The 16,239-nt window shown below is 76.5% G+C and carries 15 protein-coding genes and 1 pseudogene; 11 read left to right on the top strand and 5 right to left on the bottom strand.

Translation table 11 applies throughout. From position 1 onward, the window contains the following. The first annotated feature begins 71 nt into the window (after positions 1-71). From ACFY07_RS12025 to ACFY07_RS12060, 8 genes and pseudogenes are all read left to right on the top strand, one after another. On the top strand, positions 72-1,268 hold the full coding sequence (locus tag ACFY07_RS12025; protein ID WP_390868553.1) for an ABC transporter substrate-binding protein: 1,197 nt from the start codon (positions 72-74) through the stop codon (positions 1,266-1,268). Continuing rightward, positions 1,235-2,131, top strand: coding sequence for an ABC transporter permease (locus ACFY07_RS12030; protein WP_374228198.1), 897 nt, complete (start codon positions 1,235-1,237; stop codon positions 2,129-2,131). Before ACFY07_RS12025 ends, ACFY07_RS12030 begins: the two co-directional genes overlap by 34 nt. Before the next feature lie 108 nt (positions 2,132-2,239). Next, positions 2,240-3,055, top strand: coding sequence for an ABC transporter permease (locus ACFY07_RS12035; RefSeq protein WP_230654119.1), 816 nt, complete (start codon positions 2,240-2,242; stop codon positions 3,053-3,055). Positions 3,056-3,221: 166 nt separating this feature from the next. Continuing rightward, complete coding sequence (locus ACFY07_RS12040; protein WP_390868554.1) at positions 3,222-3,866, top strand: thiol:disulfide interchange protein DsbA/DsbL; 645 nt, start codon at positions 3,222-3,224, stop codon at positions 3,864-3,866. A 53-nt stretch (positions 3,867-3,919) separates the two neighbouring features. Next, the gene (locus tag ACFY07_RS12045) at positions 3,920-4,378 is read left to right on the top strand and encodes a MarR family winged helix-turn-helix transcriptional regulator (protein ID WP_390868555.1); all 459 of its coding nucleotides are present in this window, start codon (positions 3,920-3,922) and stop codon (positions 4,376-4,378) included. 142 nt (positions 4,379-4,520) lie between these two features. After that, the gene (gene purB, locus ACFY07_RS12050; protein ID WP_390868556.1) at positions 4,521-5,951 is read left to right on the top strand and encodes an adenylosuccinate lyase; all 1,431 of its coding nucleotides are present in this window, start codon (positions 4,521-4,523) and stop codon (positions 5,949-5,951) included. A gap of 177 nt (positions 5,952-6,128) precedes the next feature. Then, positions 6,129-6,557 carry a hypothetical protein gene (locus ACFY07_RS12055; protein WP_230654127.1) on the top strand — a complete coding sequence of 143 codons (429 nt, stop codon included), beginning with the start codon at positions 6,129-6,131 and terminating at the stop codon, positions 6,555-6,557. Between the two features lie 243 nt (positions 6,558-6,800). Continuing rightward, positions 6,801-7,471: pseudogene (locus tag ACFY07_RS12060) on the top strand (class I SAM-dependent DNA methyltransferase). Positions 7,472-7,525: 54 nt separating this feature from the next. Here the strand turns inward: ACFY07_RS12060 and ACFY07_RS12065 are convergent. Further along, positions 7,526-9,898: a SpoIIE family protein phosphatase gene (locus tag ACFY07_RS12065; protein WP_390868557.1), complete on the bottom strand. Its 2,373-nt coding sequence runs from the start codon at positions 9,896-9,898 to the stop codon at positions 7,526-7,528. Positions 9,899-10,023: 125 nt separating this feature from the next. Between ACFY07_RS12065 and ACFY07_RS12070 the strand changes: the two genes are divergently transcribed. Beyond that, the gene (locus ACFY07_RS12070; protein WP_255744560.1) at positions 10,024-10,149 is read left to right on the top strand and encodes a hypothetical protein; all 126 of its coding nucleotides are present in this window, start codon (positions 10,024-10,026) and stop codon (positions 10,147-10,149) included. A gap of 238 nt (positions 10,150-10,387) precedes the next feature. Here the strand turns inward: ACFY07_RS12070 and ACFY07_RS12075 are convergent, their stop codons facing one another. The 4 genes from ACFY07_RS12075 to ACFY07_RS12090 all read right to left on the bottom strand — a co-directional run bounded on the left by ACFY07_RS12075 (position 10,388) and on the right by ACFY07_RS12090 (position 13,544). Then, the gene (locus ACFY07_RS12075) at positions 10,388-11,863 is read right to left on the bottom strand and encodes a chloride channel protein (protein WP_390868558.1); all 1,476 of its coding nucleotides are present in this window, start codon (positions 11,861-11,863) and stop codon (positions 10,388-10,390) included. Positions 11,864-12,018: 155 nt separating this feature from the next. Further along, positions 12,019-12,660 (bottom strand): potassium channel family protein, encoded by a 642-nt coding sequence (locus ACFY07_RS12080; RefSeq protein WP_390868559.1) that lies wholly within the window; start codon positions 12,658-12,660, stop codon positions 12,019-12,021. 126 nt (positions 12,661-12,786) lie between these two features. Continuing rightward, positions 12,787-13,080, bottom strand: coding sequence for an SHOCT domain-containing protein (locus ACFY07_RS12085; RefSeq protein WP_390868560.1), 294 nt, complete (start codon positions 13,078-13,080; stop codon positions 12,787-12,789). A gap of 5 nt (positions 13,081-13,085) precedes the next feature. Next, entirely contained in the window at positions 13,086-13,544 is a 459-nt protein-coding gene (locus tag ACFY07_RS12090) for a DUF6325 family protein (protein ID WP_390868726.1), read from the bottom strand. 380 nt (positions 13,545-13,924) lie between these two features. On the opposite strand from ACFY07_RS12090, the gene ACFY07_RS12095 reads away from it, so the two are divergent. Together ACFY07_RS12095 and ACFY07_RS12100 are read left to right on the top strand one after the other, a co-directional pair. Next, positions 13,925-14,371, top strand: coding sequence for a hypothetical protein (locus ACFY07_RS12095; protein WP_374228200.1), 447 nt, complete (start codon positions 13,925-13,927; stop codon positions 14,369-14,371). Positions 14,372-14,738: 367 nt separating this feature from the next. After that, positions 14,739-16,136: a hypothetical protein gene (locus tag ACFY07_RS12100; protein ID WP_390868561.1), complete on the top strand. Its 1,398-nt coding sequence runs from the start codon at positions 14,739-14,741 to the stop codon at positions 16,134-16,136. Positions 16,137-16,239 lie beyond the last annotated feature (103 nt).

The raw sequence follows: 16,239 nt of genomic DNA on the forward strand, positions 1-16,239 counted from the left end.
GCCGCACGGCCGCCCCTCCCCGCACCGCCCGCACACCCCCGTCCCCGTCGCCTCCGAACGGAGCCCTCCCCGTGCGCCGCACCCCCGCCCTCGCCGCCGCCCTCTGCGCCGTCGCGCTCGCCGCGACCGCCTGCTCCTCCACCGCGAAGCCGTCCGCCGCGGGCGGCGCCGGCTTCACCCCGCCCAGGCTCCAGGCCATGAAGACCCTCGGCCCCGGCGAGGGCAGGGTCAACCTCATCGCCTGGGCCGGCTACGCCGAGGACGGCTCCGACGACCCGAAGGTCGACTGGGTCCACCCCTTCGAGAAGAAGACGGGCTGCCAGGTCAGCACCAAGGTCGCCGGCACGTCCGACGAGATGGTCAACCTGATGAAGACCGGCGAGTACGACGCCGTCTCCGCCTCCGGCGACGCCTCGCTGCGCCTCATCGCCTCCGGCGACGCCGCCCCCGTCAACACCGACCTCGTCCCCAACTACAAGGACGTGTTCGCCTCCCTCAAGATGCAGAAGTGGAACTCCGTGAACGGGGTCGCCTACGGCATCCCCCACGGCTACGGCGCCAACCTGCTGATGTACCGCAAGGACAAGGTCAGCCCCGCCCCCGACTCCTGGGCCCCGGTCTTCGCCGCCGACTCCCCGTACAAGGGCAGGGTCACCGCCTACGACTCGCCGATCTACATCGCGGACGCCGCGCTCCACCTCATGAGCACCAGGCCCGAGCTGGGCATCAGGAACCCCTACGCGCTGGACTCCGAGCAGTTCGACGCCGCCGTCGCGCTGCTCCGGCAGCAGAACGCCAACATCGGCGAGTACTGGAGCGACTACCTGAAGGAGGTCTCCGCCTTCAAGTCCGGCAACTCGGTCCTCGGCACCACCTGGCAGGTCATCGCGAACACCGCGCAGGCGGAGAAGGCGCCCGTCGACGCCGTCCTGCCCAAGGAGGGCTCCACCGGCTGGTCCGACACCTGGATGGTCTCCGCCAAGGCCAAGCACCCCAACTGCGCCTACCGGTGGATGGACTGGATCGTCTCCCCCGAGGCCAACGCCCAGGTCGCCGAGTACTTCGGCGAGGCGCCCGCCAACCGCCTCGCCTGCGACCACACCGCGGACAAGTCCTTCTGCGCCACCTACCACGCTTCTGACGCCGCCTACTGGAAGCGGGTCTGGTTCTGGACCACGCCCATCCCGCAGTGCGTCGACGGCCGCAAGGACACCACCTGCGTCCCCTACGCCAAGTGGGTCCAGGCCTGGACCGGGATCAAGGGCTGAGCACCGACGTGACCGCCCTCGCCGCCTTCCTCCACCGCCACCCCCGGCTGCGCCTGGCCGGACTGCTCTCCGCGCCCACCGCCTGGCTGGTCGTCGCCTACCTGGGCTCGCTCGCCGCGCTCTTCCTCTCCGCCTTCTGGACCACCGACCCCTTCACCTCCGACGTCGTCCGGATCTGGAGCCTCGACAACCTGAGGGCGGTCGTCACCACCGACGTCTTCCGCACGGTGGCGCTGCGCAGCATCGGCGTCGCCGTGGCGGTCACCGTCATCGACGTCCTGCTCGCCCTCCCCGTCGCCTTCTACATGGCCAAGGTCGCCCGGCCCCGCCACCGCCGCCTGCTGGTGGTGGCGGTGCTCACCCCGCTGTGGGCGAGCTACCTGGTCAAGGTGTACGCGTGGCGGGCGATCCTCGCCGAGGGCGGTCCGCTGGACTGGGTGCTGCGGCCGCTGGGCCTGGGCAGTCCGGGCTTCGGCCTGCCCGCCGTGGTCGCCGTCCTCGCCTACCTGTGGCTGCCGTACATGATCCTGCCGATCCACGCCGGCCTGGAGCAGCTGCCCGACAAGCTGCTGGAGGCCTCCGCGGACCTGGGGGCCGGCGCCGGGCGGACCTTCCGCTCGGTGGTGCTGCCCATGGTGCTGCCGTCGGTGGCGGCGGGCTCGGTCTTCACCTTCTCGCTCAGCCTGGGCGACTACATCGCGGTGCAGATCGTCGGCGGCCGCACGCAGCTGATCGGCAACCTCGTGTACGCCAACATCACCCTCGACCTGCCGCTGGCGGCCGCGCTGGGGACCGTCCCCGTCGTCGTCATCCTGCTCTACCTGCTGGCCGTGCGGCGCAGCGGCGCCCTCCGCAGCCTGTGAGGCCCGTGCGGGGCCGCGGGAGCCGCGGCCCCGCACGGCCCCGACCCGGTACGGCGTCCCCCCCGACGCGCAGCCAGCCCGCCCCGTCCGTGAGGAGCCGAGCCCCCCATGAACCTCTCCCGACGCGCCCGGACCGCCCTGCGCGTCGCCGCCGCCGCCGTGCTCGCCGCCGTCTACCTGCCGCTGCTGCTGGTCCTGGTGCAGTCCTTCAACGCCGACCGGACCCTCGGCTGGCCCGTCTCCGGCCTCACCCTGCACTGGTGGTCCGACGCCTGGCACAGCGACGGCGCCCGCTCGGCGCTGTGGACCTCGGTCAAGGCGGGCCTGGGCGCCACCGCCCTCGCGCTGGTGCTGGGCACCATGGCGGCCTTCGCCGCCCAGCGGCACCGCTTCTTCGGCCGCGAGGCGCTCTCCTTCGCGCTGGTGCTGCCGATCGCCCTGCCCGGCATCGTCACCGGCGTCGCCCTCAACACCGCCTTCCGCACGGTGCTCCAGCCGCTCGGCGTCGGGCTCGGCCTGTTCACCGTGGTCGTGGGGCACGCCACCTTCTGCGTGGTGGTGGTCTACAACAACGTCGCCGCCCGGCTGCGGCGCACGGCCGCCTCGCTGGAGGAGGCGGCGATGGACCTGGGCGCCGACACCTTCCGCACCTTCCGGGACGTCACCTTCCCGATGGTGCGCTCCGCCCTGGCGGCGGGGGCGCTGCTGGCCTTCGCGCTCTCCTTCGACGAGATCGTGGTGACCACCTTCACCGCCGGGGCGGGGGTGCAGACCCTGCCGGTGTGGATCTTCTCCAACATGTCCCGGCCCAACCAGGCGCCGGTGGTCGACGTGGTGGCGGCGGTCCTGGTGGTCGCCTCGGTGGTGCCCGTCTACCTGGCGCAGCGGCTCTCCGCCGACTCCGCCTCCGGCGGCCGCCTGTGACGGGAGCCGGGCCGGGCCGGTCCCCGCCCGGCCCGCAGGGGGGCGGTCGGCCGACCGTCCCCCTACGGGATAACGGGCCCTGGCCCGGTCGTCCCATCGGGGGAATCCGCCGCCGGCCGCCGTGCGCCCCGCACCCGCCCGCGCCCGCACCTGCCAGGGTGCCGCCATGAAGCTCCGCACCCGGGCCGCCGCCGTGCTCGCGGCCCTCGCCGCCGCCCTCTGCCCCGCCGCCGCCACCGCGGCCGGCGCGCCCCCGCAGGGGTACGTCCGGCTCGACCGCCCCCAGGCCGTGGACCGGCCGGGCGGCCGGGAGGCGGTCGAGTTCTTCTGGTACGACTGCCGGCACTCGCAGCGCCTGGAGAGGCCGCTGGCGGCCTGGGCCGTCCGGCAGCCGCGCGACGTGCGGCTGCGCCGGGTGCCGGCCGTGTGGCCGGGCGGCGACCGGGTGATGACCGCCCACGCCCGGCTCTACTACACGCTGGAGAGGCTCGGCCTGGTCGACCGCCTCCAGGCCGCCGCCTTCCACGCCGTGCGCGACCTGCGCCGCGACCTCACCACGGAGGCGTCGGCGGCCGCCTGGGCGCGCGAGCAGGGCGTGGACGGCGCCCGGTTCCGCCGGGCCTACGCCTCGGCCGAGGTCCGCCGCGAGACCCGGGAGGCGCCCGCGCTGATGGCCCGCTACGCCGTGCCCGAGCTGCCCAGCGTGGTGGTCCAGGGCCGGTACCGCACCGCGCCGACCCTGGCGGGCGGCGTGGAGGGGATGGTGCCGGTGGTCGACCGCCTGGTGCGCCGGGCGGCGCCGCGCCGGTAGCTTGCGCCCGTGAAATCTTGAACCTGTCAAGTTGTCTGCCGTACCGTGGGGGCATGGCCGAGACCGCTGCCGCCCCCACCGCCGAGACCCCCACCACCACCGACCTCATGGAGGCGGTCGCCGCCGTGGGCGCCGCCTACTTCCACGACTTCGCGGCCGCCGCCGCCCGCCTCGGGCTCACCTCCGCCCAGGCCAAGGCGCTCGGCGCGGTCCAGGAGCCGGTGCCGATGCGCGCGCTCGCCGGGCGGCTGGGCTGCGACGCCTCCAACGTCACCGGCATCGTGGACCGGCTGGAGGGCCGCGGGCTCGCCGTGCGGCGTGCCGCCGAGACCGACCGCCGGGTCAAGATCGTGGTGGTCACCGACGAGGGCCGCGAGGCGCTGCACAGTATCCGGGCCGGGATGGAGCGGGCCCGGCGGGCCTTCGACTCCCTCGACGACGGCCAGCGCCGCGCCCTGCACGAACTCTGCGGCGCGCTGCTGCCGCTGCTGGCCGGCCCCGGCCAGGACTGATCCCGGCCAGGACTGATCCCGGCCGGGGCCGGCCTGCCGCCGGGGCCGTCCCGCCCGGGCCCCGCCACCCGCGGCTCCCGCCCGGGCCCCCGCGGCGTCCCGGGCGGCTCCGCGCTGACCAGGACTGTTAGGCTTGCGCAGCGTGAGCGCCAAGCCCAACATCCCCGATGTCCTGGCCGCCCGGTACGCCTCCGCGGAGCTGGCCCGCCTCTGGTCCCCCGAGCACAAGGTGGTGCTGGAGCGCCGCCTGTGGCTGGCGGTGCTGAAGGCCCAGCAGGACCTCGGCATCGAGGTCCCCGCCGACGCCGTCGCCGCCTACGAGCGCGTCGTCGACCAGGTCGACCTCGACTCCATCGCCGCCCGCGAGCGGGTCACCCGGCACGACGTCAAGGCCCGGATCGAGGAGTTCAGCGCCCTCGCCGGCCACGAGCAGATCCACAAGGGCATGACGTCCCGGGACCTCACCGAGAACGTCGAGCAGCTCCAGATCCGGCTGTCCCTGGAGCACGTCCGCGACCGCACCGTCGCCGTGCTGGTCCGCCTCGGCCGCCTCGCCGCCCAGTACTCCGAGCAGGTCATGGCCGGCCGCTCGCACAACGTCGCCGCCCAGGCCACCACGCTGGGCAAGCGGTTCGCCACCGCCGCCGACGAGCTGCTCGCCGCCTTCGCCCGCCTGGAGGACCTCCTCGGCCGCTACCCGCTGCGCGGCGTCAAGGGCCCGGTCGGCACCTCCCAGGACATGCTCGACCTCCTCGGCGGCGACACCGCCAGGCTCGACGAGCTGGAGGGCCGCGTCGCCGCCCACCTCGGCTTCGACCGGGTCCTCACCAGCGTCGGCCAGGTCTACCCGCGCTCCCTGGACTTCGACGTGCTCAGCGCGCTCGTCCAGCTCGCCGCCGCCCCCTCCAGCCTCGCCAAGACCATCCGCCTGATGGCCGGCCACGAGCTGGTCACCGAGGGCTTCAAGCCCGGCCAGGTCGGCTCCTCCGCGATGCCGCACAAGATGAACACCCGCTCCTGCGAGCGCGTCAACGGCCTCGCCGTCATCCTGCGCGGCTACGCCTCGATGACCGCGGAGCTCGGCGGCGACCAGTGGAACGAGGGCGACGTCTCCTGCTCCGTGGTCCGCCGCGTCGCCCTGCCGGACGCCTTCTTCGCCTTCGACGGCCTGCTGGAGACCTTCCTCACCGTCCTCGACGAGTTCGGCGCCTTCCCCGCCGTCATCGAGGCCGAGCTCGACCGCTACCTGCCGTTCCTGGCCACCACCAAGGTGCTCATGGGCGCGGTGCGGGCCGGCGTGGGCCGGGAGACCGCCCACGAGGTCATCAAGGAGCACGCCGTCGCCTCCGCCCTGGCCATGCGCGAGGGCGCCCGGCACAACGAGCTGCTGGACCGGCTCGCCGCCGACGGCCGCATCCCGCTGGACCGGGCCGCCCTCGACGCCCTCCTCGCCGACCGGCTCTCCTTCACCGGCGCGGCCGGCGCGCAGGTGGCCGAGGTCGCCCGCCGCGTGCAGGAGGTCGCCGACCAGTACCCGCAGGCCGCGAAGTACACCCCCGGCGCGATCCTCTGACCCGCCGCCGCGCCGCCTGACCCCCGCCGCGCCGCCCGACCCGCGGCCGCCCCGCCGGCGGCCGCGCGGTACGGACGGCCGCCGCGCCGCCTCCCCCGGACCGGGCCGCCACCCGGCCGGGGGAGCGGCGCGCCGTCCCGGCGTGCCCCGGGGCCGCCGTGGTGCTGGGATCGGGTCATGTACAGCGACGCACCCGGAGGACGGCCCGCGCAGCCGGAGGAAGCCATGCCTCCCCGGGTGGAGTTCGCCTCGGTGATGATGGTGCTGCTCGGCACCTTCCTCGTCATCGCCGCCGTCACCGAGTGGGCCGGCAGCAGCTGGCTCTCCCCGCGCGCCTTCGCCGTCTTCGGCTCCGCCCACGCCTGGTGGGGCGTCCTCGACCTGGTCCTCGCGCTGCTCGCCTTCTACGCGGCCTGGGCGCTCAACGGGCGGCAGCGTGTCACCGGCAGGCTGCTGGCGCTGGCCTTCGCCGTGGTCAGCGCCGTGCGGTGGATGTTCTTCATCCCGTCCGCGCCGGTGCTGGGCGTCCTGGTCGTGGCGATCGACGCCGTGATCGTGTGGGGCCTGACCTCCGCGCGGGAGTGGTTCGCCCAGCCGTCGGTCTGACCGGCCCGCGGGGAGCGCCGGAACGGGAGCCGGCGGTGGGGCACCGCGCGGATGCCGGGGACGCTCCCGACCCAAGGCCCGACCCGAGGCCCGGCAGCGGCCCCGACAGCGGCCCCGGCCCGGCGCAGGGTCCGCCGCGACGACGGGAACCGCGTCGGCCCCCTCGCGGCGGCCGGACCCCGGCCGGTCCGTGTTCCGACAGCTGCACCGCCGGAACCGGGACCGTCGTCCTATCCTCGGCTGATGCGCGCACACCGCACCGACCGCCCGGCCGATCTCGACGCGGTCCGCGAGTCCTACGACCGGGTGGCCGACACCTACGCCCGCATGGTGGTGACGACCGGGTTCGGCGACATCCGGCGCCATCCCTGGCTCAAGGCGGCCGTCGATGCCTTCGCCGACACCGTGAGCGGTCTCGGACCCGTTCTCGACGTCGGCTGCGGACCCGGGACGGTGACCGCCCACCTGGCCGAACGCGGACTCGACGTCTCCGGGGTGGACCTCTCCCCCCCCGCATGGTCGAGAACGCGCGCCGTCTCCATCCGCAGTGCCGCTTCGACGTCGCCTCCGCCACCGACCTCGACCTCGGTGAGGCGTCCCTCGGCGGCGTGCTCGCGTGGTGGTCCCTGTTCCACCTCCCCCGCGACGTCCTTCCTCAGGTCCTCGCCCTGTTCGCGCGCGCCCTGGAGCCGGGCGGACACTTCATCACCGCGACACACGTCGGCGACGGGGACGTGGTGCGCACCGAGGCCTACGGAGGTGTGCCCGTCCGGTGGACGACGCACCGGTGGCGGCCGGAACAGCTCGTGGACCTGATCGCGCGGGCCGGGCTGCGCCCGGTCGCCGAACTCCGGCTCCCCGCGGGCGAGCAGAGCGGGCCGGGCCTGGTCGTCATGGCCGAGCGCCCCGCCTGAGGACCGGGCGCCGGAGACGGCACAGGATCCCGTGCCGGGCCCGTCACCCGGCGCCTACCGCTGTCCTCCGTCCGGGTCCTCCCCGGGCGCCTGGCCCGCGGCCAGCTGCGCCCAGATGACCTTGCCGCCCGAGGTGTAGCGGGTGCCCCACCCCTGGGCCAGCCGGGCCACGATGAACAGGCCCCGCCCGCCCTCGTCGTTGGCGCGGGCGTGCCGCAGCCGCGGCGCGTTGTCGCTGCCGTCGAAGACCTCGCAGGTCAGCGCCCGGTCGCGGATGAGCCGCAGCCGCAGCGGCGCCGCCCCGTGGCGGACCGCGTTGGTGACCAGCTCGCTGACGACGAGCTCGGCGGCGGACGCCTCCTCGCCCAATCCCCACGCGGCCAGCCGCTCCCGCACCAGGCGCCGCGCCGCCGCGGCCGACGACGTCTCGAAGGGCAGCGACCAGGTGGCGACCCGTGCGGGGTCCAGGGTCCGGGTGCGGGCCAGCAGCAGGACGGCGTCGTCCTCCGGGCGGGAGGGGAGCAGCCCGTAGACGGCCTCGTCCCGGATCGCCCGCAGCGGCCGGTCGTGCCGGGCCACCGCCCTGCGCAGCAGCTCGGTCGTGCCGCCCGGCCGGCCGGCCTCGCCGGTCGTCGCGCCGCGCAGCAGCCCGGGCGTGTACAGCGTGAGCAGGCTGCCCTCGGCCAGCTCCAGCTCCACGGCGTCGAACGGCAGGCCGCCCTTGCCGAGGGGCGGCCCCACGGGGACGCCCACCTCCTCGACCGTCCCGTCGGGGCGTGTCAGCAGCGGCGCCGGATGGCCGGCGCTGGCGGCGGTGAACCGCCGCGACAGGGGGTCGTACACCGTGTACAGGCAGGTGGCGAGCAGCAGGTCGGAGCCCCCGGACGGGGTCGGCGGCCAGTCCGAGCCCTCCTCCGCGATGCGCAGGGCGGTGTCGTCGAGGCGGGCCAGGAGCTCATCGGGCTCCAGGTCGAGGACGGCCAGCGCGTCGATCGCGGTGCGCAGCCGCGCCATGGTGGCGGCCGCCCGCAGCCCGTGCCCGGCCACGTCGCCGACGACGAGGGCCACCCGGGCGCCGGAGAGCGGGATGACGTCGAACCAGTCGCCGCCCGCCCCGGCCGGCAGGTAGTAGTGGGCGATCTCCGCCGCGGCCTGCTCGGGCAGCGTGCAGCGGACCAGCTCGCGCTGCAGCGTCACGGCGACCATGTGCTCGCGGGTGTACCGCCGGGCGTTGTCGACGCACAGCGCCGTGCGGGCGGCGAGGTCGGCGGCCACGGGCAGGTCGTCCTGGTCGTACGGCTCCGAGTCGCCCGACCGGTAGAAGGCGGCCAGGCCCAGCACCGCGCCCCGGAGGACCAGCGGCACCACGACCAGCGAGTGGACGCCGGCGGCGCGCAGCTGCCGGGCCCGCTCGGGGTCCCGGGCCAGCCAGGCCTGCCCCTCGTCGTCCAGACTGCGGACCAGGCGCGGCTGCCGGTCGGCCAGGCTCTGGGTGAACGGCGTCGGGTAGGGGTACCGGCCCACGTTCCCCACCGGCCGGGTGCCCGGCAGCCCGTGCCGGGAGCGGAAGGCCGCCCGGCGCAGGGGCACGTCGGGGTCGACGGGCCCGGACGGAGGGTCGGAGCCCCGAGCGAGGGAGTCGAGGAGGTCCACGGCGGTCGCGTCGGCGAATCCCGGGGTCGTGACCCCCGCCAGCTCGTCGGCGGTCCGCATCATGTCCATGGTGCGCCCGATGGCCGTCCGCGCCTGGCCCAGCAGGACCAGGCGGGCCCGGGCCCGCTCCTGTTCGGTCACGTCCACCACGGACACGGCCAGGCCCAGCACCCGCCGGTCCCTGCCCAGCAGCCGGAAGGCCGACAGGGCGAAGGACCGTTTGCGGTCGGGTTCGGCCACCGTGCCGCAGCGCACCAGGTGGTTCCGCACGGGCATCCCGGTGGCGAGGACCTTGCGCAGCATCGGTTCGGCCCGGGTCGGCTCGCACAGCGGGTAGACCTCGGTCACCGGATGGCCCAGCAGGGCGGCCGGATCCGCGCCCTGCACCCCGGAGGCCGCGGCGTTGAAGCGAAGGAGGCGCAGTTCCGGGTCGAGGAGGTGCAGGCCGACGGGCGACTGGGTGAAGAGCGCCTCCACCAGGGCGGCCCCGAGGCCGCCGGCCGCCGCGTCCCCGCCGTCCCCGCTTCCCTCGCCCCCGCGGTCCGCCCCCGCCGGGCGGGCGGTCACCTCCCACACGGCCGCCCCGTCCGCCCGGGGCACCGGCCGGACCTCCAGGCGCAGGTCCGCCGCCCCGTCGGGGAACGGGCCCAGCGCGGCGGCCGCCCTGCCCAGCGCCTCCGCCGCGGTGCGGCCGAGGAGCCGCTCGGCCTCGGGGCTCCACTCCACCACGACGCCCCGGGTGTCGAGCCGCATGAGCACGTCTCGCTCGGACACCGGTCGGCTCACCTCCCGCACGCACGGCCCCCGCAACCTCGATCGTCGCAGACTTCTGCACCACCCGCCCTGCCGTGCCTTAATGGGTCCGTACCGGGCACACCGCCCGGCGGAAGGGGCCCGCGATGATCGCCCTCCAGATGATCGGCTACGCGCTGCTGGTCCTGGCCGTCTGCGCCGGGACGCTGCTCTTCCTCATGGGCGGCCTCCGCTACCGCGACCGCCCCGCGCCTCCCCGCCACCGCTCCTGACGCTCCTGACCGGTCCGTTCCCGGCCGGCCCGCCCGCCGCGGCCCCCGGCCGCCCCGGGCCCGCCGCCGCGGGCGCGGCCCCGCTGTCCGGGGACAGCCCGCCGAGGTTGCGGCCGACCGCACCCAGCCACGTCCGGACGTCGGCCAGGTGGACGGCCGTCCGCCCGGACGCCGTGCCGGACCGCCAGCAGGTCCGGGTCCCGCCGCCGCAGCCGGGCGGCGGGCGCACGGGCGGCGGTCACGGTCCGGTGTGCGCCGGTCCGCCCGGCCCCGGTCCGCCGCCCGCCCCCGGCGCCCCCGGTGCGGGCGGTGCGGGCGGTGCCGCCGCGTCCTCCCCGTGCGTCCGGTTGCGCAGCAGCTCGCCGACGGCGAAGCCCACGACCGCCGCGAGGACGACCAGCGGGATGTCCTCCGCCGCGTCCTTGCCGAGCAGCAGCGAGGAGAGCACCACGGCCGAGACCGGCAGCCGCATGACGGCGGTGGCGGCCGCGGTGAGCCCCGCGGCCATGGCGGGCACCGTGCCGAAGCCGGGCAGGCCCGAGCACGCCGTCCCGAACGCGGCCCCGAGCAGGATCGAGGGGAAGATCGGGCCGCCGCGCAGGCTGCCCAGCGACACCGCCCAGCCCAGCCCCTTGAAGAGCACGAGCAGCAGCAGCGCCGAGACCGGCCACGCGTGCGGGTCGCCCGCCAGCACGGCCAGGGTGCTCTGGCCGGAGAGGGCGGCCTCGGCGGGGTCGCGCCCGGTCGCCAGGGCGTACGCGGCGATGCAGACGCCGACCGCCGCCGCGCACAGCACTGTCCGCTCCACGGTGCGCCGCCCCGTCCAGGCGGCGGTGCGGCGGCCGAGCGTGGTCAGGCCCGCCACACCGGCGGCGACGAGGGCGGCCAGCGGGAGCCCCCACAGGAAGTCGCCCGTGTCCAGGTGGGGCACCGGGGCCTCCAGCGGCAGTTTCAGCGAGCCGACGTCCAGGCCCGTCCACCGGCCGAACCCGGTGAAGACCAGCGCGCCCACCCCGCTGGCCAGCAGGCTCGGCAGGATCAGCGCGAACAGCTGAGGCCCGCCGATGCCCGCCGCCTCGATCAGCAGCACCGCCGCCACCAGCGGACTGCCGAAGATCGTCGAGATGGCCGCGGCCGAACCCGCCGTGCCCAGGACCGTGGCCAGCTGCGGCGCCTCGGCCCGCTGCGCCGACCGCACGACCGCCAGCGCCAGCCCGCTGCCCAGCGCCATCAGCGGCGCCTCCGGGCCCAGCACCGCGCCGAGGGAGAGGCTCGCGAGCGCGGCCAGCACCACGCCCGGCACGTGCGACGGCAGCGAGGGCCCGCCCGCGCCGAACCCCGCCGCGGGGACGTGCCCGCCGTGGCCGGGCAGCCGGGTGACGCACGGCGCCACCAGCAGGCCGGCCAGCGTCAGGCACGGCAGCGGCCACCACCAGGGCGGGGCGGACAGGCCGAGCGCGTGCGGCAGCGACACCCACACGCCGTGCTGCATCTCGTGCTCCAGGGCGACGAACCCGAAGGCGAGCAGCGACACGGGGATGCCCACCAGGGCGGACAGCAGCAGCATGCGCCGGTAGCCGGAGGTCCGCAGCAGGTCGTGGAGCTCCACGGTCTCGGGGGCCTGGACCGGCCGGACGGCCTCCCGCTCCGCCGCTCCGGCCTGCGCCCCCCTCGGTGAGGCCGGCCCCTGCGGTTCCCTGCTCGACTGGGCCATCCGCGCGTCTCCTCGCCCGTTCGGCCGCGGGGGCACGGCCGGCACCTTCCCCCAGCGTCGGCGACCGGCGGGCTTCCGGCACCCCGGGAGCCGCCTCCCGGGGCACCCGCGCGGGTCCCGGACGCCCCGGGCCGTGCGGCAGGGGACCCGCGCCCTCAGCCGCCCGTGCCGCCCGTGCCGCCCGTGCCGCCCGTGCCGCCCGGGTCTCCGGCGGCCTCCTTCGTTCCGGCGGACCCCGCCTGCGCCCCCCGGCGCCGCAGGCCGATCTGCACCGCGCCCAGGAGCACCTTGGCGATCACACCCACGAGGAGCACGTCGAGCACCATCTGGACCGTGGTCGCGATCCGGGCGTCCGCCGTCACCGGGGCGATGTCGCCGAAGCCCACCGTCGCGAAGACGGTGATCGTGAAGTACAGCGCGTCCGTGCGGCCCAGCCTCTCGGTGAAGGAGTCCGGCGTGCTGCGGGCGATCATGAAGTACGTCGCGGAGAAGAGCAGCAGGAACAGCGGGATGACGCAGGAGAGCGCCTGGATCGCCCGCAGGCGCGGGTGGTCCGCGTGGACGATCGCCCGCACCTGGAGGGCGACCACGGCACCGAAGACCAGCAGCCCGGCCACGAGCGCCAGCGCCGTCCAGGCGTCGACGGGGGTGTCCAGCGGGGCGATGGAGTAGAGGGCGACCAGCATGGCGACCGTCGCGGCCGAGCTCGCCAGCGAGCGCAGCACCAGCCACGGGCTCGTCCGTCCGCCGGGGACGCCGGGCGGTGCCCCGGGGTCGGAACCCCCGTTGTCCGGCATGAGTCCTTCGCCCCTTCCGTTGCCGTGGCCGGCCCGCGTCCGACGGCCGGTCAGGGAGGGCCGCCCGCCCCGGGCACGCGGCCCGGTCCGGGCCGCGTGCCCGGGGCGGGCGGCGGGCGCGGCGGTTCAGCCGCTGAGCACGGCCTGCTTCTGCGCCTCGAACTCGGCGTCCGTCAGCACGCCCTGCTCCCGCAGCTCGGCGAGCTCCTTCAGCTGGTCGATCTTCCGGCTGACCGGGTCGCCGCCCGGTCCGGGCGCCGCGGCGGGCGCCGGAGCCGGCGCCTGCTGCACCGGTGCCTGCTGGGCGGCCTCCTGCTGGGCCCAGCGGCCCGCCTGACGCCGCGACACCCGGTTGGACACGGCGGTCGCCGTCCCCGAGATCACGGCCGTGCGGGCGACCCCGCGGATCAGTCCGGGCACGCTCCTCACCTCCCCACGGTGGGCCGGGGGCCGCCTGCGGACCCCGGCGCTGCTTCTGCGGCGTCCAGCGACGCCAGGACGTCCTGGACCGGGATGCGGCCCCCGGCCACCATGCGGGCCCCGGACCGGCGCAGGGCGGCGGCGAGCGGCGCCGCCCACAGGTTCTCGTAGACCGCGACCGCCGCCGAGCTGCCCGGCTCCAGGGCGGCAGCCGCCTCGTCCAGGTCGTCCCGGCCGAGCAGCCCCGAGGAGACGCCCTCGAAGACCGCCAGGTCGAGCCGCCCGTCGCGGTCGAGGTCGGCCAGCTCCAGCGCGGTGACGGAGCCGTCGGCCTCCCGGCGCAGGAACGCCAGGTCGAGGAGCCGGATGACGCCCCGGTCGACGAGGTCGACCAGCAGCGGCATCCCCTCACCGGTCGTCCGGCCGCCGGGGAACTCCACGACCAGGTAGTCGATGGGCCCCATCTCGTCCACGTCGTCGCTCACGTCGGCTCCTCGCCGTTCAGGAGTGCGGTCGCCCCGGTGACCGGGGCCTCCGGCGGCACCGGCCGCCTGCGCGGGGCGGGCCCCGGACGGTCCCGCGGCGGCGGGGTCCCGCCGCCCCCGCCATTGCACCACCGGCCGGACCGGGCCGCACGTCACGGCCGCGTGCCGCGGCCGCCCGCCGCGGGCGACGGAAGGGCCCTCCTGCCTGGGCCTTTCGGCTGGGCCGTAGGGCACGTCCGTGAGCCGGACGGTTCCACGGGGATGCCGACCGGGTGAACCGGTGCCACGCTGGACACGGGGGTCGCCGTCCGGCCCGACCGGCCGGCGTGAGGTCTTCTCTCACCCCGGAGGAGTACGACATGGCCAGTCATGTGAGCGGGGCGGGTGCAGCCGGTACGGCTCCCCGCGCCACCACCGGCGTCAACACCATGGTGACGGGCTGGACGATGTTCGCCGCCGTCCTCATGATCTTCGCCGGCCTGATGGCGATCTTCGAGGGCATCTCCGCCCTCGCCAAGGACAACCTGCTGGTCGTCACCCGCAACTACGTCTACCAGTTCAACCTCACCGGGTGGGGCTGGATCCACCTGATCCTCGGCGTCCTGGTCGCCCTCGCGGGCTGCGCCCTGTTCACCGGCGCCATGTGGGCGCGCGTCGTCGGCGTCGCGCTCGCCGGACTGAGCATGCTCGCCAACTTCGCGTGGCTCCCCTGGTACCCGCTGTGGGCCATCGTGGTGATCGCGCTCGACGTCGTCATCATCTGGGCCCTGGTCGCCCGGACCGGCGAGGGAGCGGCCGAGGCCTGACCTCCCGCCGCCTTCCTGCGGCCCCGGCCGGCTCCGCCCGGCCGGGGCCGCCCCCTGCCCGGCCGCCCGCCGCCCGGGCCCCTGCCCGGGCGGGCCCCTCCCGCCCCCGGACCCCGCACCGCCGGCCCGGGGCGGCGGGCTCGCCGCCCCCGACCGCCGGGCCCGCCGTCCGGGCCGCTGGGCCGTCCGCCGGATCCCCGCCCCGGACGGAGCAGCCGGAGCCGCCCACGGCGTGCCGCCCCGCCGCACCGGTGGTTGCGTCGACGGGAGGACCGGTACCGGCGCATCCCCGCTGCCGCGTCCCGCGCCGGGTCCGCCCGCCGCACCGCCCCGCCCGCCACCCCCCACCGGACGCAGGAGGCCGACCATGGCGGACCACGCCCCCGGCCCCCCGCCGGAACCCCCCGGCCCCGCCGGGCCCCGCGGCCCCGCCCGCCCGGACCGCCCGGACGGCCCCCACCGCCCGGACGGCCCCGACCGTCCGGACGGCCCCGACCACCCGGGCGGGCCGCGCGAGCTGGACGAGCTGCGCCACCGGGTCGAGGTGCTGGAGCACGCCGGTCCGCCCCCCGCCCGCCACCACCGCCTGCGGTCGCTCTCCTCCTTCCTGCTGATCCTGGCCGCCTCGCTCCTCTCCCTGCTCGCCGTCGTCGCCGTCTGGGCGGACAGCATCGTCGACGACACCGACCGGTACGTCGCCACCGTCGCGCCCCTGGCCTCCGACCCGGCCGTCCAACAGGCCGTCACCGACCGGGCCACCGCCGAGATCGTCGCCCGGATCGACGTCAAGGGCCTGGTCGACCAGCTGGCGAAGGCCGCGCAGCAGAAGGGCGTCCCCCCGCAGGCCGCCGACCTGATCACCCGCCTCAGCGGCCCCATCACCAGCGGGCTGAGCGACCTCGTCGGCAACGCCGTGCACAAGGTGGTCACCAGCAGCGCCTTCGCGACCGTCTGGACCGAGGCCAACCGGGCGGCCCACGCCTCCTTCGACAAGGCCCTCTCCGGGAAGGGCGGCGGTGCCGTCGCGCTGACCGACAACCAGGTCACCGTCGACATCGGGCCGGTCATCGCCCGGGCCAAGGACGAACTCGTCAAGGCGGGCTTCGCCCCCGCCGCGAAGATCCCGGTCGTCCACACGACCATCACCGTCTTCGCCTCGAAGGACGTCGGCAGGCTCCGCACCGGGATCCGCCTCCTCCAGCTGGCCGGCACCTGGCTCCCCGTGGCGGCCCTGCTGCTCGCCGCCTGCGGGGTGCTGCTCGCCGCCGACCGCCGGCGGGCCCTGCTCGGCGCCGCCCTCGGCGTCACCGCGGCCATGCTCGTCCTCGGCCTCTCCCTCAGCGCCTTCCGCGCCCTCTACCTGGACCGCCTCCCGCCCGGCACCTCCCAGGCCGCCGCCGGGGCCGTCTTCGACGCGCTGGTGCGGTTCCTGCGGGCCGCCGTGCGGGCGCTCGGGGCCCTCGCCGCCGTCACCGCCCTGGGTGCCTGGCTGGAGGGCCCCTCGCGACCCGCGGTGGCCGTCCGCTCGGGGTGCGCCCGCGCGGTCGGCGCGCTGCGCGGCGCGGCCGCCTCGGCCGGGATGCGCACGGGCCCGGTCGGCCGGTTCGTCCACCGCCGCAAGCGCTGGATCGGGGCGCTGATCCTCGCCGTGGCCGCGGTCGTGCTCCTCACCTGGTCGTACCCGACGTGGGGGGTCGTGCTCTGGACCGCCGCCGCGGTCCTCGCCGCCCTCGCCGTCCGCGAGTTCCTGGACACCGGCCCCTGACGGCCCCGGGAGGTCCCCTACGGCTCCGGCGCGCCCCCCACACGGCCCTGCGACACCCGCCGCGCCGGGCCCGCACGGCGGCCGCCCCCGGGTACGGTGTCCC

Source organism: Streptomyces sp. NPDC001380, assembly GCF_042895785.1.
Taxonomy (GTDB): domain Bacteria; phylum Actinomycetota; class Actinomycetes; order Streptomycetales; family Streptomycetaceae; genus Peterkaempfera.